Genomic DNA, 23,631 nt, shown 5'->3' with positions numbered 1-23,631 from the left:
TGCGTAGAATTGGGCGAAATCCCTTGCAGATTCCTCGCCGAATTGATCGCGCAATAGTGGTTGCGAAGCTCCGTCCGAGATGAATACGGTTACTGCCATCGCCGGAAAGCGACACTTGCATTAACGCCGCCAAAGCCGAATCCGTTGGAAATGGCATGTTCCATGAGAATGGGCCGCGCAGATTGGTGAACTAGGTCGATACCTGCGGCAACAGGATCGGGGTTTTCTAAATTCCTCGTTGGGGGAGCGACTTGATCCCGTAGGGCGAGTATCGTGAAAATTGCCTCAATGCCGCCTGCGGCACCAAGTAAGTGTCCGGTCGCCGATTTCGTGGCGCTTACCGCCACATCATGATTGCCAAAAACGGATTTTATCGCCGCTATTTCTCCACGATCCCCTACGGGGGTGGAGGTCGAATGAGCGTTCAAATGCTGAATATCGACTGGCTTCAACCCGGCACTCTGGAGCGCGATTTTCATCGCACGGGCCGCGCCTCGACCGTCCTCTGGACCGGCAGTCATATGGTATGCATCAGCGGTAGTGCCGTATCCTACCAGTTCGGCTATGGGCTTGGCACCCCGAGCGAGGGCATGTTCCAGTTCCTCTATGACGATCAGACCCGCCCCTTCGGACATTACGAAACCATCACGCCCGGCGTCGAACGGTCTCGACGCCAGTTTCGGGGTAGTATTGTAGCCGGTGGATAGTGCTCGCGCGGCAGCAAATGCCCCAAGACTAACCTTGTCAATGCATGCCTCTGCCCCGCCGCACAGAGCGATATCGGCCTCGTTGGAGCGTATCAGCCGCGCAGCGTCTCCGATGGCCTGAACGCTGGCAGCGCAGGCGGTTACAGGCGTGCCAATAGGACCTGTAAATCCATGCCTGATGGTAACCTGTCCTGCCGCGAGGTTGGCAAGAAACGATGGCACGGTAAAGGGTGAAAGCCTCCGTGCTCCCCGTGTATCCGTTATGCGAACTGCCGAAGCGATAGCAGGAAACCCGCCTATACCAGAGGCGATAACTGTCGCCGTGCGCTCACGTTCGTAGTCGCTCGCGGGATGCCATCCCGCCGTTTCAAGAGCCTCCTTCGCGGCCGCAAGTGCAAACAGAATGAAGCGATCCATTTTTCGTTGATCCTTTGTGTCAACGATCAAGTCGGGATCAAAACCGGCTTCGGAATCTTCAATCAGGCTAGGAACGATTCCCCCGATCTTCACCGGTAGATCGTTGGAAATTTCATCGGGCAAACTCCTGATTCCCGATTTCCCGTCGAGAAGTCTTTTCCAGCTTGTTTCGATGCCAGAACCAAGAGGGCCAACTAAACCCATGCCGGTTACAACAATTCGGCGCATTGGATTATTCCGTTTCTTTTTCTGAGCTTATTCGCTTCACGCGATTTATGACGCGCATCGTTTCCTCTGTTGCGGCGGGGCCTGCCAGAAGAACGGTGTTTTCAGGAGTGATTGCTTCTCCTGTATTCGCGTCGATGATAACGGCGGTCCTCTCCTGTCCGGTTTTCCTGTCTCCAAGGCGCATGGCTATTTCATTGGGCGCAAGGTTCCGGTTCCCCCATGCGAACAGGGCGATTGCTACCGGATAGAAATCTCGCCCCTTGTCGGTAAGGACGTATTCAAATCGAGGCGGATGATCATTGTATCGTCGCCTTTCAAACAGTCCTTCCGCCGTGAGGTGTTTCAATCGCCTCGCCAAAATGTTCGCGGAAATACCGAGATTCTTCTCGAATTCATCGAATTTGCTCAACCCTTGGAAGGCGTCTCGCAGGATCAAGATGCTCCACCAGTCACCGACGCTTTCCAGCGCTCGGGCTGCGGGACACTCTAGTGACAGAAAGCTTGTTCGTTGCATGACACATCAATAATGGTGTAACTTCCATCATGCAAGTCACTTGTGCGTGGTAGGCGACATAGAGGGAGGGGGCAATCCAATGCGTCATTCTAAGGAGGCCAAGCAACTGCATCCGCTACGGCGTGCCATGAAGCACTGTAGTGGCGTTTGAGCGATGCGACGGCGGCGATCAGCACCGATGAATGGTTGCCCATGGGGCGTGCCGACCACGCTCGGATCGCGTATCCCCCTAGCATCGCTGATCCAGACGCTTGCCGTTGCCGAATATCTGAACTTCCGCCACGCGGCCAATGCGCTCGGCGTGGCGCAATCCAGCGTCAGCGCCCGCGTGAAGGCGTTGGAAGAGGACCTTGGCATCCTCCTGTTCGAGCGTCACGCGCGCGGCGTCCGACTGACCGAGGCCGGACACCACTTCGTCGAGCGGATCGCGGCCGGCGTCGATCAACTCGACCATGCGGTGAAGACCGCAGGCATGGCGGCGGCGGGAGAATGCGGCCGCCTGCGCATCGGTATCCATGCCCTGATTCCGGGCAGCTTCCCCGCCGAATTGATCGGGCAGTATCGGGAAGGCCATCCCGGCATTGAGGTTGAGATTGCCGAGGGCACGGCCCGCGATGCGGTCATGCAGCTTCGCGCCGACCGGCTCGATGTGGCGTTCGTAGCAGGTGCGCCCGAACTGCCGGACTGCCACACCCGCCTGATTTGGACCGAAACGTTGATGGTCGCATTGCCGGAGGGGCATTGCCTTTCCGGGCAGCAGGCAATCACTTGGTCCGATCTGACGGGCGAAACGTTCCTTGTCCGTCATGGTGGCACCGGCCCGCAGGTTCATGACCATATCGTGATGCGCTTTGCCGGGCGCTGGCCTTCGCCGTCGATCCAGCGTTTCGATGTGGGGCGCGGCACGCTGTTATCCATGGTTGGACAGGGCTTCGGCATCACCATCGTCAGCGCGGCCACGGCGTTGCTGCCGACTACCGGCATCGTCTTCCTGCCCTTTGCCGATGAGCCAGAGCCGGTTGCCTTTAGCGCCGTCTGGTCGCCATTCAGTCGCAGCACCGCGCTGAAAAACCTGCTCAACCTTGCAAACACTATAAGGCGTTTCGGCGATTCGCTCGGCCAGTCGCGCGATGGCGCGCGGCCGGCACGATAACAGCAAAGGCAACCCGTCCTATTTGCCGCCGATAGTATCCGGCAGCCCTCCCGCGTCCCCTTTCCTGTTGCCCATCCCGATTCTGACTACTCTCTGATCGGCTCCGTCTCTTTTACCGACTGGAGCCTGAATGCGCGGAGGACGAATCCTTTGGGGTCAAATCGCTGTCGTCTTCACCATCGTTCTGGTGATGGTGTGGGCAGCGACGCAATGGACGGCGTTCCGCCTCGGCTTCCAGCCGCAGCTTGGAGCACCATGGTTCGAGCTAGCGGGCCTGCCGGTCTATTATCCGCCCGCGTTTTTCTGGTGGTGGTTTTCCTTCGACGCCTACGCGCCCGCGATCTTCGTCGAGGGCGGCATCATCGCTGTATCGGGCGGCTTCCTCGCCATCGCCGCCGCCATCTTCATGTCGATCATCAGGGCGCGGGAAGCGCGCAACGTCGCCACATACGGATCGGCGCGATGGGCCGAGGACAAGGAAATCCGCGCAGCCGGATTGCTCGGCCCCGATGGCGTCCTGCTCGGCCGATACGACCGCGACTATCTCCGGCATGACGGTCCCGAGCATGTCTTATGCTTCGCCCCGACGCGCAGCGGCAAAGGTGTCGGGCTGGTGGTGCCGACGCTGCTGACGTGGCCCGCATCCGCCATCGTCCACGACATAAAGGGCGAGAACTGGACGCTGACAGCGGGCTTCCGCGCGAAGCATGGCCGCGTGCTGCTGTTCGATCCGACCAACGCCAGATCGTCGGCCTACAACCCGCTGCTGGAGGTCCGGCAGGGGGAATGGGAAGTCCGCGACGTGCAGAACATCGCCGATATTTTGGTCGATCCCGAAGGTTCGCTCGACAAGCGGAACCATTGGGAAAAGACCAGCCACAGCCTGCTTGTCGGCGCGATCCTGCATGTTCTCTATGCGGAGAAGGACAAGACGCTGGCGGGCGTCGCCAATTTCCTCTCCGATCCGAAGCGCCCCGTCGAGGCGACCTTGCGGGCGATGATGGACACGCCGCACCTGGGCGAAGCCGGGGTTCACCCGGTCATCGCGTCCTCGGCGCGCGAGTTGCTGAACAAGTCCGAGAACGAGCGGTCGGGCGTTCTCAGCACTGCCATGTCCTATCTCGGCCTCTACCGCGACCCCGTGGTGGCGCGCGTCACGGCACGATGCGACTGGCGCATTGCCGATCTGGTCGGCAGCCGCCAGCCGGTCAGCCTCTACCTTGTCGTGCCGCCATCCGACATCAACCGGACGAAACCGTTGATCCGCCTGATCCTCAACCAGATCGGCAGGCGGTTGACCGAGGACTTGAACACGTCCGGCAAGCGCCATCGCCTGCTGTTGATGCTGGACGAGTTCCCGGCGCTCGGCCGGCTCGACTTCTTTGAATCGGCGCTCGCCTTCATGGCGGGGTATGGCCTCAAAGGCTTCCTGATTGCGCAGAGCCTCAACCAGATCGAGCGCGCCTATGGCCCGAACAACGCGATCCTCGACAATTGCCATGTCCGCGTCAGCTTCGCCACGAACGACGAAAGGACCGCCAAGCGCGTTTCAGACGCACTAGGCACCGCGACCGAGCTGCGCGACTCCACCAACTACGCAGGGCACCGCCTAGCCCCGTGGTTAGGTCACTTGATGGTTTCCCGGCAGGAGACGGCCCGGCCGCTGCTCACGCCGGGCGAAATCATGCAGCTTCCGCCCACCGATGAAATCGTCATGGTTGCGGGCACGCCGCCGATCCGCGCGACCAAGGCCCGCTATTTCGAGGATGCACGGTTTCAGGAACGCATCCTGACCCCGCCCGATCTGGTCGCCGCTCCGCTGGCGCCCAGCCCATCCACCGATGACTGGTCCGGCCGCGTGGTCGCGGCGGAAAGCCGTTCCGCGCCGGCCGCCGCAGACGGGGCCGAGGGCGATCCGGCCAATGCCGGCATCCGCCGCGAGCCGGAATTGCCCGAGCATGAGGAAATCGTCGCCCCGCCGCCATCCCCCGAACAGGAGTTCGAGTTTGTGGACGACGAGCCGGACGTTGACGCGGCCAAGGCCCGCGCCATACGCCGGCGCATGAGGATGGTAGCGCGGCAGGTGGCGATGAACCCCGATGATGGAATCGACCTTTGAGGACACGCTTATGGCAACCAGAACCCGCTTGAATCTCTATTTCGACCCCGCGCTCATTCCGCAGATCGAGGCGATGGCGCTGCGTCGCTCGGTGGCGCTGCGCCGCAATGTCTCGAAATCCGCCATCGTGGAGGCGGCGGTCATGTCCTACCTGTCCGGCGATGCCGACGACCAGCTTGAAGCCGCCATGTCTCGCCGCTTGGACAAGCTCGGCCGCCAGATCGACACGCTTGACCTAGATCTCGCCGTCCTCGGCGAGACGGTCGCGCAGTTCATCCATTTCTGGATGACCATCACACCGCCGCTTACGGGAGCCGCACAATCCGCAGCCCGTGCAAAAGGTGCGGAGCGGTTCGAGGGCTTCATGCAGAATCTCGGCCGGCGTCTGGCGACGGGCGACAGGTTCCTCAAGGAGCTGTCGCGCGACCTCGACTCACTTCCCGGCGATCCGTTGCCGGACGAGTCCGAGAACAACGGCGATCAAGAGTAAGTATTCGGACCCGTCCTATTTACCGCCGTTCGCCGCCGATTGCCGCCGCCGCTTAGATACTTGTTGAACCGGCCCAATTCCGGGCTTTCTTAATCGACCCCGTTGCGGGGACCGTCTGTTGCGCCTCGCCAGAAGCCGGGGCCGACATGACAACCAACCACCAAAGACAGGAAGCGATCCAGCGCGGCGCGCGCATGTTGCGCACGGCATTGGGGCCGGCAATCGCGCGACTGCTCGAAGACCCGGCCGTGGTCGAAGTGATGTTGAACCCGGACGGGCGGTTGTGGATCGACCGCCTGTCCGAAGGGCTTTCCGATACGGGCGAGCGCCTGTCTGCCGCCGATGGCGAACGCATCGTTCGGCTGGTCGCGCATCATGTCGGTGCGGAGGTTCATGCCCGCAGCCCCCGTGTCTCGGCCGAGCTGCCGGAGTCGGGCGAAAGATTCGAGGGCCTGCTGCCGCCCGTGGTCGCCGCCCCGACCTTCGCAATCCGCAAGCCCGCCGTCGCCGTGTTCAGCCTCGACGACTATGTGGCGGCGGGCATCATGTCCGCCGATCAGGCTGCGACGCTACGCGCGGCCGTCTCTTCCCGCGCCAACATCCTCGTGGCGGGCGGCACCAGCACCGGCAAGACCACGCTGACCAACGCGCTGCTCGCCGAGGTGGCGAAGACGGAAGATCGCGTCGTCATCATCGAGGACACGCGCGAGCTACAATGCGCCGCGCCCAATCTTGTCGCCATGCGGACGAAAGACGGCGTGGCCACACTTTCCGATCTGGTCCGGTCCTCGCTGCGCTTGCGCCCCGACCGTATCCCCATTGGTGAGGTTCGTGGTCCCGAAGCCCTCGATCTGCTCAAGGCTTGGGGAACCGGCCATCCGGGCGGGATCGGCACCATCCATGCCGGCACCGGCATCGGCGCGCTCCGTCGCCTTGAACAGCTCATCCAAGAGGCTGTCGTCACGGTCCCGCGCGCCCTGATCGCCGAGACTATCGACCTTGTTGCCGTCCTTTCCGGGCGCGGTTCCGCGCGCCGGCTGGCCGAGCTTGCCCGCGTCGAGGGGCTGGGGCCGGACGGCGACTACCGCATCACGCATCCCATCCCTTTGGCAACCCCCACCAGCACAGGAGAATCTTCATGATCCGCACGCTTACGCGCGGCTATCGCTTCGCCGCGACCGCCGCATCCACCCTTGCCATCAGCCTCATGCTCGCCCCGGCCGCCCATGCGTCCGGTTCGTCGATGCCGTGGGAGCAGCCCTTGCAGCAAATCCTCCAGTCCATCGAGGGGCCGGTCGCCAAGATCATCGCCGTCATCATCATCATCGTGACGGGCCTGACCCTCGCGTTCGGCGATACCAGCGGCGGCTTCCGTCGCCTGATCCAGATCGTTTTCGGCCTCAGCATCGCGTTCGCCGCGTCGAGCTTCTTCCTGTCGTTCTTCTCGTTCGGCGGCGGGGCGCTCGTTTGATGGCGGGCGGCCTCGAACAGCTCGACGGGGTGCCGGGATTCTCGATCCCGGTCCACCGGGCGTTGACCGAGCATATTCTGCTCGGCGGCGCACCCCGCTCCATCGCCATCATGAACGGGACGCTTGCCGGGGCCGTTGGCCTCGGCCTGCGCCTATGGCTGGTTGGCATCGCCATTTGGGCCATCGGCCATTTCGCCGCCGTATGGGCGACGAAGCGCGATCCCCAATTCGTCGAGGTCGGGCGCAGGCATCTGCGCGTCCCCGGCCATCTGGCGGTGTGAGGGCGCGGCCATGATGAACCTTGCCGAATATCGCCGCACCGCCGCCCGGCTCGCCGACTATCTGCCATGGGCCGCGTTGCTCGGCTCCGGCGTCGTCTTGAACAAGGACGGCAGTTTTCAGAGGACGGCGAAGTTTCGCGGTCCCGATCTGGATTCCGCTGTCGCCGCCGAACTGGTCGCCGTCGCCGGCCGCATCAACAACGCCGTGCGCCGTCTCGGCTCCGGCTGGAGCATCTTCGTCGAGGCACAGCGCAGCGAGGCCGCGACCTATCCCGACAGCACGTTTCCCGATGCCGCATCGGCGCTGGTCGATGCCGAGCGCAAGGCCGGTTTCGAGGAAGCAGGCACGCATTTCGTGTCGGGCTATTTCCTGACCTTCCTCTGGCTGCCCCCGGCCGAGGAAGTCGCACGCGCCGAAACATGGCTCTACGAGGGCCGCGAGAAAACCGGCGTGGACCCTTGGGAGCTGCTGCGCGCCTTCATCGACCGCACCGACCGCGTGCTGGCGCTGCTCGACGGCTTCATGCCCGAGTGCCGTTGGACGGATGACGGCGCGACGCTGACCTATCTCCATTCCACCATTTCGACCAATCGGCATCGCGTGCGCGTGCCCGAGGTGCCGATGCACCTCGACGCGCTGCTCGCCGACCAGCCGTTGACCGGCGGGCTGGAGCCGCGCCTTGGCGATGCACACCTGCGCGTCCTGACCATCGTGGGATTCCCCACCGCGACGACGCCGGGCCTGCTCGATGAAATGAACCGCCTGCCGTTCCCCTACAGGTGGAACACCCGCGCCATCCTGCTCGACAAGACGGACGCAACCCGACTGCTCACCAAGATCAGGCGGCAATGGTTCGCCAAGCGCAAGAGCATCGCGGCGATTCTCAAAGAGGTAATGACCAACGAGGCGTCCGCTCTTGTGGACACCGACGCGGCGAACAAGGCGCTCGACGCGGACATGGCCTTGCAGGAGCTTGGCGCGGACGTGGCGGGCATGGCCTATGTCACGGCCACCGTCACCGTTTGGGATGCCGACCCGCGCCTAGCCGACGAGAAGCTGCGCCTGGTCGAGAAGATCGTTCAGGGACGCGACTTCACCGCCATGCCCGAGAGCGTCAACGCGGTTGACGCTTGGCTCGGCAGCCTGCCCGGACACGCCTACGCCAATGTCCGCCAGCCACCCATCAGCACTTTGAATCTCGCCCACATGATCCCGCTTTCGGCGGTGTGGGCGGGGCCGGAACGGGACGAGCATTTCGGTGCGCCCCCTTTGCTCTTTGGAAAGACCGAAGGCTCAACCCCGTTCCGGTTGTCTTTGCATGTCGGCGACGTAGGGCACACCCTTGTCGTCGGCCCCACGGGCGCGGGCAAGAGCGTGCTGCTCGCCCTCATGGCCTTGCAGTTCCGGCGCTATGAGGCCAGCCAAGTCTTTGCCTTCGACTTCGGCGGTTCGATCCGCGCCGCCGCGCTCGCCATGGGCGGCGACTGGCACGATTTGGGCGGTGGCCTCACGAAAGGGGACGAGGCGTCCGTTTCGCTCCAGCCGCTTGCCCGCATCCACGACACCTATGAACGCGCATGGGCGGCGGACTGGATCGCCGCCATCCTCATGCGCGAAGGCATCGCCATCACGCCCGAGGTGAAGGAATATCTTTGGACGGCGCTGACTTCGCTCGCCTCCGCGCCGGTCGAGGAACGCACCATCACCGGCCTTGCCGTGCTGCTCCAGTCGAACGACTTGAAGCAGGCATTGCGCCCGTTCTGCGTCGGCGGTGCTTATGGCCGGCTGCTGGACGCCGAAGCCGAACACCTCGGCTCGGCCGATGTGCAAGCCTTCGAGATCGAGGGCCTTGTCGGGACCGGCGCGGCCCCGGCCGTGCTCGCCTATCTGTTCCATCGTATCGGCGACCGGCTCGACGGGAGACCAACGCTGCTCATCATAGATGAAGGCTGGCTTGCGCTCGACGATGAAGGTTTCGCCGGCCAGCTCCGCGAATGGCTGAAAACGCTGCGCAAGAAAAACGCATCGGTCATCTTCGCCACGCAAAGCCTGTCCGACATTGACGGAAGCAACATCGCGCCCGCCATCATCGAGAGTTGTCCGACGCGGCTCTTGCTGCCGAACGAGCGCGCCATCGAGCCGCAGATCACCGAGATTTATCGGCGTTTCGGGTTGAATGACCGCCAGATCGAAATCCTCGCAAGGGCCACGCCCAAACGGGATTATTACTGCCAAAGCCGCAGGGGCAATCGCCTGTTCGAGCTTGGCCTGTCCGAAGTCGGCCTCGCGCTCTGCGCCGCATCCGCCAAATCCGACCAGACCCTCATTGCGCAGATCGTCGCCGAACACGGCCGCGACGGCTTCCTCGCCGGATGGCTGCGCGAGCGCGGCGTCGAGTGGGCGGCCGAGCTGATCCCCAACCTCACCAATCTTGCCGACCGGCCGGAATCCGCCGCACCGGCCCAGCTCGATACCCACCCCACACAGGAGATTCTTCCATGACCTATCCCAAGATCGTCGGGGCCTCGGCCCTCGCGCTGGCGCTTGCCGTGCCCGTCGCGCTTTCGCCCATGCTGGCAACCCCGGCCCATGCGCAATTCGGCTTCGGCCGCATCGTCTATGATCCGAGCAACTATGCGCAGAACGTGCTCACGGCCGCGCGCACACTGGAGCAGATCAACAACCAGATCACCAGCCTCCAGAACGAGGCGCAGATGCTCATCAATCAGGCCCGAAATCTGGCGAGCCTGCCGTATTCCTCGCTCCAGCAGCTCCAGCAGAACGTCCAGCGCACCCAGCAGCTTCTGGGACAGGCGCAGAATATCGCGTTCGAGGTCGGGCAGATCGACCAAGCGTTCCAGCAGCAATACGGCAATGTCTCGCTTTCGACGACCGACGCCCAGCTTGTCGCCGATGCGCGCAGCCGATGGGAGAACACGGTCGGCGGCTTGCAGGATGCCATGCGCGTTCAGGCCGGTGCGGTCGGCAACATCGACAGCAACCGCGCCGAGATGGCCGCGCTTGTCGGCCAGAGCCAAGGCGCGACCGGCGCGCTGCAAGCCACACAAGCCGGCAACCAGCTACTCGCGCTCCAGTCGCAGCAGCTTTCCGACCTGATCGCGGTCATCTCGGCGAACGGCCGCGCCGATGCGCTGACCGAGGCCGAGCGCGCGACCGCCGCCGAGCAGGGCCGCATCCAGCGCGAACGGTTCCTGACGCCGGGCAGCGGATACCAGCCCGGCAACGCGCAGATGTTCAACGGCAACAACTGACCGGGAGGCTCGCCATGGACGGCAAGATGCTGGCACGGCTTGCGGCCGTTGTGTTCATCGCTATCGCCGTCACGGCGACCGCAATCGACATGGCGCGGAAGGATGAACCTTCCGCGCCGCCCCCGGCCTCGGCCTTCCAGCCCCCGGCCGATCCCCTGCGCGAAACCCTGCGCCGTTGCCAGCAGCTCGGCGAGGCGGCGGCGAGCGACGCCGGCTGCCTCGCCGCATGGGCTGAATCCCGCGACCGTTTCCTCGGCCGTGATCGCAGCGAGGCGCGCTGACCATGGGCAACACGGGCGTCATCGACAATTTCCTTGGGGTCTTCACCTCCTACATCGACAGCGGTTTCGGGCTGCTCGGCGGCGAGGTCGCCTTCATCGCCACGACGCTCATCGTCATCGACGTGACGCTTGCCGCGCTGTTTTGGGCATGGGGTGCGGATGACGACATTATCGCGCGGCTGGTGAAAAAGACCCTGTTTGTCGGCGTCTTCGCCTACATCATCAGCAATTGGAACAACCTCGCGCGCATCGTCTTCGAGAGCTTCGCCGGCCTCGGCCTCATGGCGTCGGGCACCGGCTTTTCCGTCACCGATCTGATGCGGCCGGGCCGCGTCGCGCAGACCGGCCTCGATGCCGGCCGTCCGCTGCTCGATTCCATTTCCGACCTGATGGGCTGGATCGCGTTCTTCGAGAACTTCATCCAGATCGCCTGTCTGCTGTTCGCATGGGCGTTGGTGGTGCTCGCCTTCTTCATCCTCGCCATCCAGCTTTTCGTGACGCTGATCGAGTTCAAACTGACCACGCTCGCCGGCTTCGTGCTGATCCCCTTCGGCCTGTTCGGCAAGACCGCGTTCATGGCCGAGAAGGTCTTGGGCAACGTGGTGTCGTCCGGCATCAAGGTTCTGGTGCTAGCCGTCATCATCGGTATCGGCTCGACGCTGTTCTCGCAGTTCACGGCCGGTTTCGGCGGGGCGACCCCCACCGTGGACGACGCCATGGCGATTGTGCTGGCAGCCCTGTCGCTGCTTGGCCTCGGCATCTTCGGTCCCGGTATCGCCAACGGCATCGTTTCGGGCGGCCCGCAGCTTGGCGCGGGTGCTGCCGTGGGAACCGGGCTTGCGGTCGCAGGCGCAGCCGTCGCCGCTGGCGGCGGGACCATGCTCGCCGCCAAAGGCGGTGCCGCTGCCCTGTCCGGTGGAGCCGCTGCCGTTCGCGGCGGCGCGGCAACCGCAGGCGCTGCCTCCGCTGCCTATAGCGTCGGCTCGCTCGGCCAGTCCGGTGCGGCCGGTGTCGCCTCCGGCCTCGGCGGCGTCGCGCGAGCCGCAGGATCGGCGGCCATCTCGCCCCTCAAACGCGCCGCCGCGCGTGCCAGCGAATCCGTCAAATCCAGCTTCTCTGCTGGTGCGAAAGCCGGTTTCGGCGCGTCGGGCGGCAGCTCGACCATGGGCACGGTCGGCGGCGCGAGCGCCGACCCCGCCGCCGCAGCATCCGGCCCGGCCGGCAGCCCGCCCGCATGGGCGCAGCAGATGCGCCGCTCGCAGGCAATGAACCACGGCACCACCATGGCCGCCCATGCGGTGCGGTCTGGCGACAGCCACGGTTCCGGTTCCTCCGTCAACCTTTCCGAAAGTGACCGCTCATGAGCATCTTCAAACGACCAGCAACCCATTACGGCAAGACGCCGGAACCCGAGACACCCTATCAGCGCGCTGCGCAAGTCTGGGACGAGCGTATCGGCTCGGCCCGCGTGCAGGCGCGCAACTGGCGGCTCATGGCCTTCGGCTCGCTGATCCTGTCTGTCGGCTTCGCTTCGGCATTGGTCTGGCAATCGGCGCGCGGCACCGTGGTGCCTTGGGTTGTTCAGGTGGACAATCTCGGTCAGGCGCAAACCGTCGCGCCCGCCAATGCCGACTATCGCCCGACCGATCCGCAGATCGCTTTCCATCTCGGCCGCTTCATCGAGCAGGTCCGCGCGATCCCGGCCGACGCGATCATTGTCCGCCAGAACTGGCTTCGGGCCTATGAGTGGACCACCGACAGGGGCGCGGCGGCGCTGAACGATTATGCCCGCGCCAATGACCCCTTCACCAAGGTTGGCCGCCAACAGGTCGCCATCGAAGTGTCATCGGTCATCCGGGCATCGCCGGATTCCTTCCGCGTTTCGTGGGTGGAGCGGCACTACGAGAACGGCCAGCTCTCCACTACGGAACGATGGACCGCCATCCTGACCATCGTGATCCAGACCCCGCGCGATGCCGAGCGACTGCGCGCCAATCCGCTCGGCATCTACGTCAATGCAATTTCGTGGTCGCGGGAGATGAGCCAATGAAAACCTCAGCTTGCATCAATCACCTCGCTGATCTTTCCCTCGGAGATCATGAAGAACGAGGTGCCCGTCATCTCGACCTCCTGTCCAGCCTTCCAGCCATTGGGCAGGTCGGTTTTGACCTTGGCGCGATAGCCGATGCGCACGGCTGCACGGTCGTCTATCGCGATACAGTCGAGGATCGTCTGTTCTCTTTCAGCAAACAACTGGACGCCCTGTTCCGCCAGCGCGCGAAATGCCTCGATCCCGTGCGTTTCGTTCGTCGTCTCTCCGTTCGATCTGTTGATAAACCGAACGTCGCCCGACAGGCAGTCGAGCATCGCCTGAACATTCATCCTGTTGTAGGCGTCGATATACCGGGCAACAATCGTCGGCACAGAATCCATTCTGTCGGTTCCTCCTTACTGATCCTGAAGTCGCTAACCTATGCGATTTTTGCGACGGCGTTTGCAATTACTTTGGCAGGCTGCGCCACCAACCAGACGCCGCAATTCAGCTACGACGCCAGCGTGCCGCCGCTGCCGACCGTGCAGGCGGCGGCAACCGACAACACGCCCCGGCCGCTGCATGTGCCTCCGGCATGGACCGTGGCGCGCGGCGGCACCGCCGCAGGCACGCCGACCGGCCGCGTCGAGAACGCCAACGCAGCCGCCCGCGTCGAGCCGCGCCGGGAAGGCTACTACAACGCCATTCAGATTTATCCGTGGTCGGAAGGCGCGCTCTATCAGGTCTATGCCGCAGTCGGGCAGATCACGACCATTGCGCTGGAGCCGGGCGAGAGCCTGACAGGCGCGGGGCCGATCGCGGCGGGCGATACGACGAGGTGGATTATCGGCGACACCGAGAGCGGCAGCGGCGCAAGCCGCCGTGTCCTTATCCTCGTGAAGCCCACGCGGCCGGACATTTCCACCAACCTTGTCGTCACCACCGACCGGCGCACCTACATGATCGAGCTGCGCGCGCGGGAATCGCTCTACATGCCGGCCGTGGCATGGGCCTATCCGGCACCGCCTGCCGGCCAGCGCCATACGGTTCCGGCCGCGCCGATCATTCCGGCCGAGGCAGCGCGAAACTATCGCTACGCCTTGCAGGTGCAGGGCGACAGCCCGCCATGGCGGCCGGTTTCCGTCTTTGACGATGGCAGGCGCATCTATGTCGTCTTCCCGGCCGGAATCGTGCAGGGCGAAATGCCGCCGATCTTCGTGCTTGGATCGAACGGCGAGCCGCAGATCGTCAACAGCCGTATCCATCAAAACGTCCTGATCGTGGATCGCCTGTTCGGCGCGGCCGAGTTGCGCCTTGGCAGCGGCAATCGCCAGCAGGTCATCAGGATCGTCCGCACCAACCCGACGCAGGCCGCCGCCGCGCAGCCCGCCAGCGCGACCGGAGACACCCCGTCATGAGCGAGAACACCATCACCGACACCGCCGCACCCATGCGCCTGCGCGCCGAACCGCCCCGCATCACCCGCCTGTCCCGCAAGATGCTGGCAGGCGTCGGAGCCGTCGCGCTGCTCGGCATCGGCGGGGCGCTGATTTACGCGCTCCAGACCCGCGATGCAGGACCGGGCGGCGACGAACTCTATTCGACCGAGAACCGCCCCACGGCGGACGGCTTGTCCGGCCTGCCGCGCGACTACACCGGCCCCGTCTTGGGGCCGGCATTGCCCGGCGACCTCGGCCGTCCGATCCTCGACGCGCAGAACCGGGGGCAGCCGGTTGCGCCGCCCGTTATGGCGACACCCGCCGTCGATCCCGAAGAAGAACGCCGCCGCGCCGAGGAAGAAGCCGCGCGCTTGAGCAACGTGTTTTTCCAGTCCGGCCCGCGCGCGGGAGCGCCGGCAGGAACGGCCATACCCGGCCTTGCCGGGCTTGGCCTCGGCGGGCAGCCAGCTACACAGGACCGCCATGCGGCGTTTCTCAACGGGCCGGTGGACCGGCAGACCGTTGCGCCGGATCGCGTCGCGCCGCCGGCCTCGCCCTACATCCTTCAGGCCGGGGCCGTGATCCCGGCCGCGCTTATCACCGGCATCCGTTCCGATCTGCCCGGCCAGATCACCGCACAGGTGACGGAGAACGTCTATGACAGCCCGACCGGCTCGCTGCTCCTGATCCCGCAGGGCACGCGCATCATCGGCCAATACGATGACGGCGTGACCTTCGGCCAGCGCCGCGTGTTGCTGGTGTGGAACCGCCTGATCCTGCCGGGCGGCCGCTCCATCGTTCTGGAGCGCCTGCCGGGCGCGGACGCGAGCGGCTATGCCGGCCTTGAGGATGGCGTCGATTATCACTGGTGGGATCTGATGAAGGCCGCAGGGTTGTCCACGCTGCTCGCGGTCGGCTCGGAACTGGCGACGAGCGACGAGGACCGGCTGATCCGCGCCATCCGCGACGGGGCGCAGGATACCGTCAATCAGGCCGGCCAGCAGATCGTCCAGCGCCAGTTGCAGGTTGCGCCGACGCTCACCATCCGGCCGGGCTTCCCGGTCAGGATCATCGTAACCCGCGATCTTGTGTTCGAGCCGGCAGGAGGTTGACCATGACCAAGCTGAAACTCGGCCCGCTGCCCGACGAAAAGCCCGTCAAGGTCATGCTGGAGCTGCCCGCGACCCTCAACCGCGATCTGATCGCCTATGCCGAGGTGCTGGCCCGCCAGAGCGACCAGCCCGTCGCCGATCCCGCCAAGCTCATCGTGCCGATGCTTCAACACTTCATCGCTACGGATCGCGGTTTCGCCAAGGCGGCGGAGCACAAGCTAAGCCTATCCGTCAGGGGTGCCGCCAGCGCATAGGCGCAAATGCGGCACGCTACAGGCCGCCGACTGCCCTCCATGGTTCGCCTAATTCCGGGGCCAATAGCGCCCCGGAATCCGCCAAAACCAAGGAGGATTCCATGTGCGCAGAGCGCCGCCGCGCCCGCAAAGGGCGACCGCGACAGTCGATCCCCGAACCACTTCCCGACGATCTGTTCGACTACGCCGACGATCCTACGCCGGACGACCGGACGCGAGCCGGCAACACGCCACTTCTCGGCCCGAACGGCCAGAGGATGCGCGTTACCGACGATTGGCCGGAGGACATTCCTGTTACCGAGGCCGAGATTGACGTGTTCGAGCGTTGGTTCGGCGATGTGTTCGACGAACTCTTGAGCCCGAGAAAGCCGGAAAGCAGCTTGCAATTCCTATCTCAAACTGATAGGAAAAAGACATGAGCGCGGATCGTGATCCGGGCCTTGACACGCTTCTGGACCTCGACGGACAGATGCTCTTTGTCGATCCAGAGGGCGGCCATTGGGTGAAATTCGTCGTCACCCGCGTTCCGGCCTCGCCGGAGAAGCCGCACGGCCTCGATTACTCGCTCACGCTTCACGGGCCTTCGGGCGAACGGCTGGTCGGCTTCGACAATGCCCATCCGGTCGGCCGAGGCAGACGCGGCGAGCCGATGGACCATCGGCACCGCTTTCAGACCGTGAAGCCTTACGCCTACGAGGACGCGGCCACGCTACTGGCCGACTTCTGGCAGGCGGTGGACGCGGTATTGAAGGAACGAGGTGCCCTATGACCACATTGAAAGTCGGGATTGCCGACTATGAAGAAATGAAGGCCCGCACCATGCGGATCGCGCGCGGCGAGGAAAAACCTGCGCCCACCGATCCGAAGGTGTGGTTCACCTCGACCGAATCCTTCGCCAAGGTGCTGTCGGCCGGCAACCGCGAACTGCTGCGCATCATCGCCGAGAAAGCCCCGGCATCGCTGGAGGAACTGGCGGAAATCACCGGCCGGGCCGGCTCCAATCTGTCACGCACCCTGAAAACCATGGAGAACTACGGTCTTGTGCGGCTTGAACCGGGGCATGGACGCAAACTCGCGCCCAAGGTGATGCATGACCGGGTGGAGCTGGCGTTGCCCCTGATCGACCGCCCCAAGGCGAAGAAAGCTATGGGAGGTCGAGCATGAACATACACAGCCCAACCATTACCGCCCGCGCTGCTCTGTATCTGCGCGTCTCGACTGCCCGGCAGGCCGAGCATGATATTTCTATTCCCGACCAGAAGCGGCAGGGCGAAGCCTATTGCGAGCAACGCGGCTATCAGCTCGTTGAGACTTATGTGGAACCGGGCGCAACCGCCACCAACGACAAGCGCCCCGAGTTCCAGCGCATGATCGAGGCGGGCACTTCCAAGCCCGCGCCCTTCGATATTGTCGTGGTCCACTCGTTCAGCCGGTTTTTCCGCGATCACTTCGAGATGGAGTTCTACGTCAGGAAACTGGCGAAGAACGGCGTCAAGCTCGTGTCCATCACGCAGGAGATGGGCGACGATCCCATGCACCAGATGATGCGGCAGATCATGGCGCTGTTCGACGAATACCAGTCGAAGGAGAACGCCAAGCACGTCCTGCGTGCCATGAACGAGAACGCCCGGCAAGGCTTCTGGAACGGCGCACGGCCGCCTATCGGCTATCGCATCGTCGCGGCCGAGCAGCGGGGATCGAAGACCAAGAAGAAGCTGGAGATCGACCCGCTGCACGCCGACACCGTGCGGCTGATCTATCGCCTGTTCCTTGAGGGCGACGGCACGTCCGGCGCGATGGGCGTCAAGGCCATCGCCACTTATCTCAACGAGCGCCGCTTCTTCACCCGTGACGGCGGGCGCTGGGGTCTGGCGCAAATCCACGCCATCCTGACCCGCACCACCTATATCGGCGAGCACAGGTTCAACACCCGCTCGCACAAGGACCGGGAGAAGAAGCCGGAGAGCGAGGTCGCCATCATGGCGGTGCCGCCCCTGATCGAGCGCGAAGTGTTCGACGCGGTGCAAGCCCGCCTGAAAGCCCGCAACCCCATGGTGACGCCCGCGCGTGTCTCCAGCGGCCCCACGCTCCTGACCGGCATTTGCTTCTGCGCCAAGTGCGGAGGCGCAATGACGTTGCGCACCGGACGGGGCAGCGCGGGCACGACATATCGCTACTACACCTGCTCGACGAAGGCCCGGCAGGGCAAGACCGGCTGCAAGGGCCGCACGATCCCGATGGACAAGCTGGACCATACGGTTGCCGATTATATCGGGGATCGCCTGCTCCTGCCCAAGCGGTTGGAAACCGTCCTTGCCAGCGTCATCGACCGCCGACAGGAACGCACCGAGCGCCGCCGCGAGCATCTTGCCGAGCTTCAAAGGCGAATCACGGAAGCCGACCAGCGGCTCGGTCGTCTCTTTGACGCCATCGAAGCCGGCATGGTGGACAAGGACGACGCCATGGCAAAGGAACGCATGGTGAGCCTCAAGGCATTGCGGGATCAAGCCGCCGCCGACGCGGAGCGCACGCAGTTCGCGCTCGATAGTTCAGGCAATCAGGGCGTCACACCCGATATGCTCAAGGGGTTTGCCCGCAAAGCCCGTGAACGGATCAGGCTCGACGATGGCGGCTACCGCCGCGACCATCTACGCGCGCTGGCGCAGCGTGTCGAGGTTGCCGACGACGAGGTTCGCATCATGGGATCGAAGTCGGAACTGCTGCGAACGCTGGTCGCCGCTTCAAGCGTAGAAACGGCGGTATTCGGCGTTCATAGTTCTGTTCTGAAATGGCGCGCCCGAAAGGATTCGAACCTCTGACCCCCAGATTCGTAGTCTGGTGCTCTATCCAGCTGAGCTACGGGCGCGCGTCAGGTCGCCTGGGCAACCTGGCGGCTGGCTTTAAGAACCGGCCGCGAACGTGCCGCTTCACTAGCGGCTGATTCCGGGAATTGCAAGCCGGCATTTCAAAGTTTCTTCACATCGCCCACAGCACCGGAAGTTCGCCGCGTTTCAGCCACGCTTGCGTGCACCTTCGACTGTGCGACTGAAGGGCAGCGGGCGATCGGTGATGGTTATGGCAAAGGTGGTGTGGCCGCTTTCGCTGGCGACCAGCTCCAGAACACCGCCATGGGCACGCACCAGCTCATGCGCGATCGCAAGGCCGAGCCCGGTGCCGCCCTGCCGCGCACCACCCCGGAAAGCAGAGAACAGATTTTCCCGCGCCCTGGGCGGCAGACCGGGACCGGTGTCACTCACCATGATACGGCAGACGCCGCCCTGCCGTTCGGCCGACACAGTCAGCCGCTGCACATTGATGCGTTCGGCCTCGGCGATCATGGCCTGTACCGCGTTGCGGACAAGATTCGTCAGCACGCGGAAAAGCTGGTCCGGATCCGCGTCGATCTCGAATCCGGATGGCACGGCGTTGACGAAATCCACGCCACTGTCGGCTCCTGCGATGTCACGAAGATCCTCCACCAGCGGATGCAGGTTGACCAGACGGCGCGCCGGCAGCGGCTCCTGGGTGCGGCCATAGGCAAGCACGCCTTCCGAATAGGACACCGCGCGGTCCAGCGCCCGCAACAGCCGCGGCGTGAAGGACTGCACCGTCGGGTCCTTCGACATGCTCAGACGGTCGGAGATGAGCTGGGCGGAGGCCAGCATGTTGCGCATGTCGTGATTGATCTTGGAAACGGCAAGGCCGAGATCGGCCAGATGGCGGCGCTCGGCCAGCATCTTCTGCAGTCTTTCCTGCATGTGGGACAGCTCGCGTTCGGCAAAGCCGATCTCGTCGGCACGCGCGGCCGGGGTGATGACGCGCGCCGGATCATCGGGGGCTGCCGAGAAGTCCAGCATGGATTGGGCGAGCCTGCGCATCGGGCGCACCATGATGCGGTCCATGGCCGCATAGACGAGCATCGCCGCAAACACCGAGATCAGCAGCGACAGCAGGGCAACATTGCGCGCATAGGTGAGCATGGCCGCGCGCAGGGCGTTGTCCGGCATGATCAGCTCGAATTCGCGGGCATCGTCGCCGGCCGGCCCATAGACGCGCAGCATGCGGTCCCCGCCATTCAGCAACGTGTCCAGCGCCCCGGCGATTTCTCCGAACATGCCCACATTCGCCATGTCGATATGGGTGTCGACCTCCGGCGGCATGTCGGCCACCACCAGAAGGCGCGACACGCCGCCATCGCTGACGGCGATGGCCCGTGCCCCGATGGCCGTCAACACGTCATCCTGTGCCTCGCGCGACAAATCGGCCGGATCGCCCTGCACGAGCACGATGGAAACGGCCGCAGCCGTTGCCAGCCGATCCCGCAGCCAGCTGACGCGATAGCTGGCCACGGAAGGTAGAAAGATGAGAGTTTCCGCCAGCAGCACGAAAACGACCGTCAGCAGCAGCAGCTTGGTGGATAGCCCGCGCGCGAGCGGAACCGCATGCCGTGCCGACATCGGTTCGTCCTGCCCGCTTTGCAGGTTCTCAGTCATCCGTCTCCACATTCAGCGGCTCTGCGGCCACCTTCTCATCATAGTCGAACCCGTCGCCCTTGTCTGTGCTCCGGCATGGCCGGAAAGAGTGATGCGCCGCAAAGCCCTGCTGATTGACTCGATGGCCCCCAGTCCATATAAGCCGCTCACGCTCGGGCCTGCACTCCCGGCGCAACCTTGGTTGTGCGTGCAGGCCGGGCATAGCTCCTGTCTTAACCATGACAGAATCAAGAAGGGCCGCACACCGCGGTATTAAATAAATGAAGCGTACCTACCAACCCTCCAAGCTCGTTCGCAAGCGCCGCCACGGCTTCCGTGCCCGTATGGCCACCAATGGTGGTCGTGCCGTCATTGCTGCCCGCCGCAATCGTGGTCGCAAGCGGCTGAGCGCCTGACGGAAGCGAGTTCGTTGCCCGGCGACTGTAAGCCTTCGGGACCGCAGCCCGGGCGGCTTCTCAAGCGTGCGGAATTTCTGGCCGTGCGGCGTGGTGAAAAGCGCCGTGGACGGTTTTTTCTCGTTGAGGTTCTCGATCGGGGCGATACTGCTGCGCCGCGCGTCGGTTACACCGTTACGAAGAAAGTCGGCAATGCCGTCATACGCAATCGCGTCAGACGGCGGCTGAAAGAAGCCGTGCGCACCCATGCCGCACATGACATGACGTGCGGCAATGATTATGTGATCGTCGGCCGCCTGGATGCGCTCGGCGCGCCATTCGACCAACTCAAGGCCGAACTTTCCCGGCGGATCCGCGGATCACGATAGGGTTCATGATGGAACACAATCGCAATTTCTTCATCACCATTGCGCTGTCAGTGCTGATTCTGGTGCTCTGGCAGGTCTTCTATATGAACCCGCGCATCGAGCAGCAGCGCGAGGCGGCTCAGATCGAGCAGGCCCGGCAGGAGCAGGCGCAACAGAGCGCCGACGTGCCCACGCCCGGCCAGACCTCTGGTCAGGCTTCCCCCGGACAAGGAGCCATTCCCGGCGCCGGCGGCACCGAGGGGCTGGCGGCACCCGCCGGACGCGAGCAGGCGCTGGCCGGCACCCCGCGCGTCAGGATCGAGACGCCCAGCGTGGAAGGCTCGATCAATCTGACCGGCGGACGCCTCGACGATCTCAAGCTCAAGGATTACCGCGAGACGGTCGACAGGAATTCGCCCGAGATCGAGCTGCTCAATCCCGCCGCTCTGCCCAATGGCTACTATGCCGAGCTTGGTTTCGTCGGCAATGAGGCAACCGGCTCCGTGCCGGGACCGCAGACCGTGTGGACGGCACCGGAAGGTGCCTCGCTGACACCGGCCACGCCCGTCACGCTCACCTACACGAACGAAAAGGGCCTTGTCTTCAAGCGCACCTATTCGATCGACGCTCACTACATGTTCACGGTGTCGGACACCGTGGAAAACAGCGGCGCCAGCGACATCACCCTGTTCAGCTACGGACGCGTGACCCGCTTCGACAAGCCGACCACCGCCTCGATCTACGTTCTGCATGAAGGCCTGATCGGCGTGACCGGCACCGAAGGGTTGCAGGAGCACAAATATTCCGCCGTCGAGGACGACAAGCAGTACACGCCCGGAAAGTCCAGCGACGGCTGGCTTGGCATCACCGACAAGTACTGGGCGGTTACGCTCGTTCCCACGGCAAAGCAGCCCTTCCAGCCGCGCTTCGCCTATTTCGAGGATGGCCGGCCGCGCTATCAGGCGGACTTCCTCAGCGATGCGATTCCGGTTGCCGCTGGCCAGTCGGCCACGGTCGAATCGATGGTCTTCGCCGGCGCCAAGGAAGTCGAGACCATCAACGCCTATGAGGAAGAGCGCAGCATCCGCCGCTTCGACCTGCTCATCGACTGGGGCTGGTTCCACTTCATCACCAAGCCGATGTTCTGGCTGATCGACACGCTCTACAAGATGCTCGGCAATTTCGGTCTGGCGATCCTCGCCACCACCGTCGTCGTCAAGCTCATCTTCTTCCCGCTGGCCAACAAGTCCTACGCCTCGATGGCCAATATGAAGAAGGTGCAGCCCAGGATGACGGAGATCCGCGAAAAATACGCGGATGACCGGATGAAGCAGCAGCAGGCGATGATGGAGCTCTACAAGACGGAGAAGATCAATCCGATCGCCGGCTGCTGGCCGGTGCTGATCCAGATTCCGGTGTTCTTCGCGCTCTACAAGGTGCTCTACATCACCATCGAAATGCGCCACGCGCCATTCTTCGGCTGGATTCACGATCTGGCGGCACCCGATCCAACCTCGCTGTTCAACCTGTTCGGCCTGTTGCCCTATACGGTTCCCGCCATGCTGCATATCGGCATCTGGCCGCTGCTGATGGGCGTGACCATGTTCCTGCAGATGCGCATGAACCCGGCTCCGCCGGACCCGACGCAGGCCATGATCTTCAACTGGATGCCCGTCATCTTCACCTTCATGATGGCAGGTTTCCCCGCAGGTCTGGTCATCTACTGGGCATGGAACAACCTGCTCTCGATCCTCCAGCAGGCGCTGATCATGAAGCGTCAGGGAGTGAAGATCGAATTGTGGGACAATCTGGCAGCGTTGTTCCGCAAGAAGCCCAAACCGGCGGAGTAGACCAGTCTGGCAAGATGAGATCAGGGCCCCGTTTTCGGGGCCCTTTCTTTTTGCGCGGTGCCAGTGCGCCTTGCCGTCACTGGAAAGGTCGTCCTATACGGGGTAGGTCTATCCTGGGTGCCGCAGAAGCCTTTTACGGTCCGGATGCATCGCAAAGAGCAGATATGAGATTCAGCAAGGACATCGCCGACCTTTGCAAGGAGCATGGTCTTCGACTGACGGGACCGCGCAAGGTCATCATGCAGGTTCTGGCCGAATCGACGGATCATCCGGATGCAGTGGAACTGCATCGTCGCGTCAGCGAGATCAGTCCCGGCGTCGCGATCGCCACTGTCTATCGCACGCTGTCCCTGCTGGAAGAAAAGGGCGTTCTGGAGAAGCATACTTTCGGCGACGGCCGTGCGCGCTTTGAAACAGCCGATCAGGACCATCATGACCACCTGATCAACGTCGAGACTGGTGACGTGATCGAGTTCCGCTCCGATGAGATTGAAAGGCTGCAGGATGAGATCGCCCGGCAGCACGGTTTCGACATAGTCAGTCACAGGCTGGAAATCTATGTGCGCCCTTCAAAGAAGGCGCGCAAGGGAACCGGCAAGGCTCCCTGAGCGGCCTGAGGCCCTTCTCACCATCATGTTTGCTTCAGTCGCCGGGCACGAAATGTGTCCGCCAGCGAGACGGCACCGTTCGGGCATGGGATCGTCTTTCTTGTCGCACCCCTGAAAACGACGCTTGCGCTTATCCCGATTTCTAGTTTAGAATAATTCTAAATTCG

General features: G+C 63.7%; 26 protein-coding genes and 1 tRNA gene. 22 read left to right on the top strand and 5 right to left on the bottom strand.

Going from position 1 to position 23,631, the window contains the following annotated elements; all coding sequences use genetic code 11:
* Positions 1-89 precede the first annotated feature (89 nt).
* Positions 90-1,352, bottom strand: coding sequence for a beta-ketoacyl-ACP synthase II (gene fabF, locus MIC97_RS13600; RefSeq protein WP_185919781.1), 1,263 nt, complete (start codon positions 1,350-1,352; stop codon positions 90-92).
* Positions 1,353-1,356: 4 nt separating this feature from the next.
* Complete coding sequence (locus tag MIC97_RS13595) at positions 1,357-1,866, bottom strand: helix-turn-helix domain-containing protein (RefSeq protein WP_185919782.1); 510 nt, start codon at positions 1,864-1,866, stop codon at positions 1,357-1,359.
* Positions 1,867-2,044: 178 nt separating this feature from the next.
* Between MIC97_RS13595 and MIC97_RS13590 the strand changes: the two genes are divergently transcribed.
* The 11 genes from MIC97_RS13590 to trbF all read left to right on the top strand — a co-directional run bounded on the left by MIC97_RS13590 (position 2,045) and on the right by trbF (position 12,984).
* Positions 2,045-3,019: a LysR family transcriptional regulator gene (locus tag MIC97_RS13590; RefSeq protein ID WP_185919783.1), complete on the top strand. Its 975-nt coding sequence runs from the start codon at positions 2,045-2,047 to the stop codon at positions 3,017-3,019.
* A 130-nt stretch (positions 3,020-3,149) separates the two neighbouring features.
* Complete coding sequence (locus tag MIC97_RS13585) at positions 3,150-5,138, top strand: conjugal transfer protein TraG (RefSeq protein WP_185919784.1); 1,989 nt, start codon at positions 3,150-3,152, stop codon at positions 5,136-5,138.
* 10 nt (positions 5,139-5,148) lie between these two features.
* Complete coding sequence (locus tag MIC97_RS13580) at positions 5,149-5,628, top strand: CopG family transcriptional regulator (RefSeq protein WP_185919894.1); 480 nt, start codon at positions 5,149-5,151, stop codon at positions 5,626-5,628.
* Between the two features lie 146 nt (positions 5,629-5,774).
* Positions 5,775-6,770, top strand: a complete 996-nt coding sequence (trbB, locus tag MIC97_RS13575) for a P-type conjugative transfer ATPase TrbB (RefSeq protein ID WP_239800448.1) — start codon at positions 5,775-5,777, stop codon at positions 6,768-6,770.
* The gene (locus tag MIC97_RS13570) at positions 6,767-7,099 is read left to right on the top strand and encodes a TrbC/VirB2 family protein (protein ID WP_021696279.1); all 333 of its coding nucleotides are present in this window, start codon (positions 6,767-6,769) and stop codon (positions 7,097-7,099) included. The genes trbB and MIC97_RS13570 overlap by 4 nt, the downstream gene beginning before the upstream one ends.
* Positions 7,099-7,380, top strand: a complete 282-nt coding sequence (locus MIC97_RS13565; RefSeq protein WP_239800447.1) for a VirB3 family type IV secretion system protein — start codon at positions 7,099-7,101, stop codon at positions 7,378-7,380. Before MIC97_RS13570 ends, MIC97_RS13565 begins: the two co-directional genes overlap by 1 nt.
* Before the next feature lie 10 nt (positions 7,381-7,390).
* Positions 7,391-9,883, top strand: a complete 2,493-nt coding sequence (gene trbE / locus MIC97_RS13560; protein WP_239800446.1) for a conjugal transfer protein TrbE — start codon at positions 7,391-7,393, stop codon at positions 9,881-9,883.
* On the top strand, positions 9,880-10,653 hold the full coding sequence (gene trbJ, locus MIC97_RS13555) for a P-type conjugative transfer protein TrbJ (protein WP_185919789.1): 774 nt from the start codon (positions 9,880-9,882) through the stop codon (positions 10,651-10,653). The genes trbE and trbJ overlap by 4 nt, the downstream gene beginning before the upstream one ends.
* A gap of 14 nt (positions 10,654-10,667) precedes the next feature.
* Positions 10,668-10,934, top strand: coding sequence for a putative entry exclusion protein TrbK-alt (gene trbK-alt, locus MIC97_RS13550; RefSeq protein ID WP_185919790.1), 267 nt, complete (start codon positions 10,668-10,670; stop codon positions 10,932-10,934).
* Between the two features lie 2 nt (positions 10,935-10,936).
* A complete protein-coding gene (gene trbL, locus MIC97_RS13545; RefSeq protein WP_185919791.1) occupies positions 10,937-12,298 on the top strand; it encodes a P-type conjugative transfer protein TrbL in 1,362 nt (453 codons plus the stop codon).
* Positions 12,295-12,984: a conjugal transfer protein TrbF gene (trbF, locus tag MIC97_RS13540; protein ID WP_185919792.1), complete on the top strand. Its 690-nt coding sequence runs from the start codon at positions 12,295-12,297 to the stop codon at positions 12,982-12,984. Before trbL ends, trbF begins: the two co-directional genes overlap by 4 nt.
* Positions 12,985-12,989: 5 nt before the next feature.
* On the opposite strand, the gene MIC97_RS13535 is transcribed toward trbF, so the two are convergent.
* The gene (locus MIC97_RS13535) at positions 12,990-13,367 is read right to left on the bottom strand and encodes a nuclear transport factor 2 family protein (RefSeq protein ID WP_185919793.1); all 378 of its coding nucleotides are present in this window, start codon (positions 13,365-13,367) and stop codon (positions 12,990-12,992) included.
* Between the two features lie 72 nt (positions 13,368-13,439).
* On the opposite strand from MIC97_RS13535, the gene trbG reads away from it, so the two are divergent.
* The 7 genes from trbG to MIC97_RS13500 all read left to right on the top strand — a co-directional run bounded on the left by trbG (position 13,440) and on the right by MIC97_RS13500 (position 18,590).
* Complete coding sequence (trbG, locus tag MIC97_RS13530) at positions 13,440-14,384, top strand: P-type conjugative transfer protein TrbG (RefSeq protein WP_239800445.1); 945 nt, start codon at positions 13,440-13,442, stop codon at positions 14,382-14,384.
* Complete coding sequence (locus tag MIC97_RS13525) at positions 14,381-15,517, top strand: TrbI/VirB10 family protein (RefSeq protein ID WP_185919794.1); 1,137 nt, start codon at positions 14,381-14,383, stop codon at positions 15,515-15,517. The genes trbG and MIC97_RS13525 overlap by 4 nt, the downstream gene beginning before the upstream one ends.
* 2 nt (positions 15,518-15,519) lie before the next feature.
* Positions 15,520-15,771: a DUF2274 domain-containing protein gene (locus MIC97_RS13520; RefSeq protein ID WP_185919795.1), complete on the top strand. Its 252-nt coding sequence runs from the start codon at positions 15,520-15,522 to the stop codon at positions 15,769-15,771.
* 101 nt (positions 15,772-15,872) lie between these two features.
* Complete coding sequence (locus MIC97_RS13515; protein WP_185919796.1) at positions 15,873-16,190, top strand: hypothetical protein; 318 nt, start codon at positions 15,873-15,875, stop codon at positions 16,188-16,190.
* Positions 16,187-16,540, top strand: a complete 354-nt coding sequence (locus tag MIC97_RS13510) for a DUF6516 family protein (RefSeq protein ID WP_185919797.1) — start codon at positions 16,187-16,189, stop codon at positions 16,538-16,540. Before MIC97_RS13515 ends, MIC97_RS13510 begins: the two co-directional genes overlap by 4 nt.
* Entirely contained in the window at positions 16,537-16,935 is a 399-nt protein-coding gene (locus MIC97_RS13505) for a helix-turn-helix domain-containing protein (protein ID WP_185919798.1), read from the top strand. The genes MIC97_RS13510 and MIC97_RS13505 overlap by 4 nt, the downstream gene beginning before the upstream one ends.
* Positions 16,932-18,590, top strand: a complete 1,659-nt coding sequence (locus MIC97_RS13500; RefSeq protein WP_239800444.1) for a recombinase family protein — start codon at positions 16,932-16,934, stop codon at positions 18,588-18,590. The genes MIC97_RS13505 and MIC97_RS13500 overlap by 4 nt, the downstream gene beginning before the upstream one ends.
* Here MIC97_RS13500 and MIC97_RS13495 read toward each other — a convergent pair.
* Both MIC97_RS13495 and MIC97_RS13490 read right to left on the bottom strand, forming a co-directional pair.
* Positions 18,561-18,637: transfer RNA gene (locus MIC97_RS13495), tRNA-Arg, on the bottom strand. The genes MIC97_RS13500 and MIC97_RS13495 overlap by 30 nt on opposite strands.
* A gap of 145 nt (positions 18,638-18,782) precedes the next feature.
* Positions 18,783-20,264: a HAMP domain-containing sensor histidine kinase gene (locus MIC97_RS13490; RefSeq protein ID WP_239800443.1), complete on the bottom strand. Its 1,482-nt coding sequence runs from the start codon at positions 20,262-20,264 to the stop codon at positions 18,783-18,785.
* Positions 20,265-20,524: 260 nt separating this feature from the next.
* On the opposite strand from MIC97_RS13490, the gene rpmH reads away from it, so the two are divergent.
* The 4 genes from rpmH (at position 20,525) to MIC97_RS13470 (ending at position 23,464) form a co-directional block, all read left to right on the top strand.
* Complete coding sequence (rpmH, locus tag MIC97_RS13485; RefSeq protein ID WP_035029411.1) at positions 20,525-20,659, top strand: 50S ribosomal protein L34; 135 nt, start codon at positions 20,525-20,527, stop codon at positions 20,657-20,659.
* A 14-nt stretch (positions 20,660-20,673) separates the two neighbouring features.
* Positions 20,674-21,027: a ribonuclease P protein component gene (gene rnpA / locus MIC97_RS13480; RefSeq protein ID WP_183827029.1), complete on the top strand. Its 354-nt coding sequence runs from the start codon at positions 20,674-20,676 to the stop codon at positions 21,025-21,027.
* An 8-nt stretch (positions 21,028-21,035) separates the two neighbouring features.
* Complete coding sequence (gene yidC, locus MIC97_RS13475; protein ID WP_239801135.1) at positions 21,036-22,856, top strand: membrane protein insertase YidC; 1,821 nt, start codon at positions 21,036-21,038, stop codon at positions 22,854-22,856.
* 164 nt (positions 22,857-23,020) lie between these two features.
* Positions 23,021-23,464 carry a Fur family transcriptional regulator gene (locus MIC97_RS13470; protein WP_239800442.1) on the top strand — a complete coding sequence of 148 codons (444 nt, stop codon included), beginning with the start codon at positions 23,021-23,023 and terminating at the stop codon, positions 23,462-23,464.
* Positions 23,465-23,631: the final 167 nt, after the last annotated feature.

It is taken from the genome of Aquamicrobium sp. NLF2-7, assembly GCF_022359935.1.
Taxonomy (GTDB): Bacteria; Pseudomonadota; Alphaproteobacteria; order Rhizobiales; family Rhizobiaceae; genus Mesorhizobium; species Mesorhizobium lusatiense.
The sequence above is the reverse complement of the archived record's forward strand: the minus strand, read 5'-3'. Positions and strand labels throughout refer to the sequence as shown.